Annotated in this window: 1 protein-coding gene; it reads right to left on the bottom strand. The window is 2.5% G+C overall.

Translation table 11 applies throughout. The features are described 5' to 3' along the window. Positions 1-66: 66 nt before the first annotated feature. The coding region (locus tag NEH74_RS13775; protein ID WP_262941482.1) for a hypothetical protein at positions 67-323 on the bottom strand (257 nt) is incomplete at its 5' end.

Genomic DNA, 323 nt, shown 5'->3' on the forward strand with positions numbered 1-323 from the left:
AGAGTCGTGTTGTTTTTTTTTTTTTTTTAATTGTTTTAAAAAACAAAAAAAAAATTTTATTATTTTTTATTTATTTTTTAAAATTTTTTTTTTTTTTTTTTTTTTTTTTTTTTTTTTTTTTTTTTTTTTTAATTTATAAAAAATTTTTTTTTTTTTTTTTTTTTTTTTTTTTTTTTTTTTTTTTTTTTTTTTATTTTTTTTTTTTTTTTTTTTTTTTTTTTTTTTTTTTTTTTTTTTTTTTTTTTTTTTTTTTTTTTTTTTTTTTTTTTTTTTTTTTTTTTTTTTTTTTTTTTTTTTTTTTTTTTTTTTTTTTATTTTTTTTT

It is taken from the genome of Turicibacter sp. GALT-G1 (assembly GCF_025594995.1).
Lineage (GTDB): Bacteria > Bacillota_I > Bacilli_A > MOL361 > Turicibacteraceae > Turicibacter > Turicibacter bilis.